Source organism: Aestuarium sp., from assembly GCF_023253315.1.
Taxonomy (GTDB): Bacteria; Pseudomonadota; Alphaproteobacteria; order Rhodobacterales; family Rhodobacteraceae; genus Marivivens; species Marivivens donghaensis.
The window spans coordinates 1-907 of sequence record NZ_JALRGW010000114.1 but is presented as its reverse complement, the minus strand read 5'-3'; the positions used below and the strand labels follow the sequence as shown (position 1 = coordinate 907).

General features: G+C 39.3%; 1 protein-coding gene. It reads left to right on the top strand.

Annotated elements, in window-relative coordinates; all coding sequences use genetic code 11:
• Positions 1-96 precede the first annotated feature (96 nt).
• Positions 97-907, top strand: an 811-nt coding sequence (locus AC1QQ2_RS14485) for a hypothetical protein (RefSeq protein ID WP_479713675.1), incomplete at its 3' end; no start/stop codon positions are given.

The following is a 907-nucleotide window of genomic DNA, read 5'->3' as shown; positions in this document are numbered from 1 at the left end:
GTTTAGGCATGAGGTAAACTAATGTAGGGTGTGGAAGTAGCGGTGCGTGCGGCGGCGTAGCAGAAGCAAGCACAAGCTGCTGCAGAAGCTGCTGCATTGACTAGTGTCATTACTACTACACTTACAGCAGTTGATACAGCTACATTACCAGCGATTGACAAACCGCAGAATACAATTTTTGTAAAAACAGGACAATATAATGAAATATTACCTATAATTGTACCACAAGATACTGCTGTTGTAGGTGACGAACTACGTTCAACTAGAATTTCACCTAATCCAGTTGGACTAGTAAGTTCAGCTGACACGCCTTATAGCTTAGACGGATTGTTAAGATTAAAAGCAGTGATCGGTAACATTGTTACAGATCCGACACTTGTTACAAAAACCGGCGGCAATGCATTAGATCCTGTTAATATAGCACCAGTAGTTGGTAGCGCAGGCGCTGGAACATTTGCAGAAGAATTAGTACAACAAATTCATGATTATGTAGATTGGGGCGTCAACGGAGTCACTGGAGATTCAACAATTCCAGTAACATACGGAACAAATACTCCAAATACTACAACTGACTATACGTATGCTATCCAATCAATTGAAGCAAACAGAGAATTTTTGAAAGCAGAAGTTAATGCATATATTGCTGCTACATATCCGTCTTATGTTTATGATTCAGCAAAATGTGCAAGAGACATTGACAGATATATCGATGCTATCAAGTACGATATGATTTACACTGGTAACTATAAGTCATTACTATATGCACGTTATTATGTAAATGCTGTTGGCGGATCGTTATTAGAAGACATGTTCTATTTGAGAAATGGTACTGGCTTAAGAAATTGTACACTAATCGGCCTAACAGGTACATTAGGCAGTGCAAATGCTTACGGAACTAAGCGTCCAA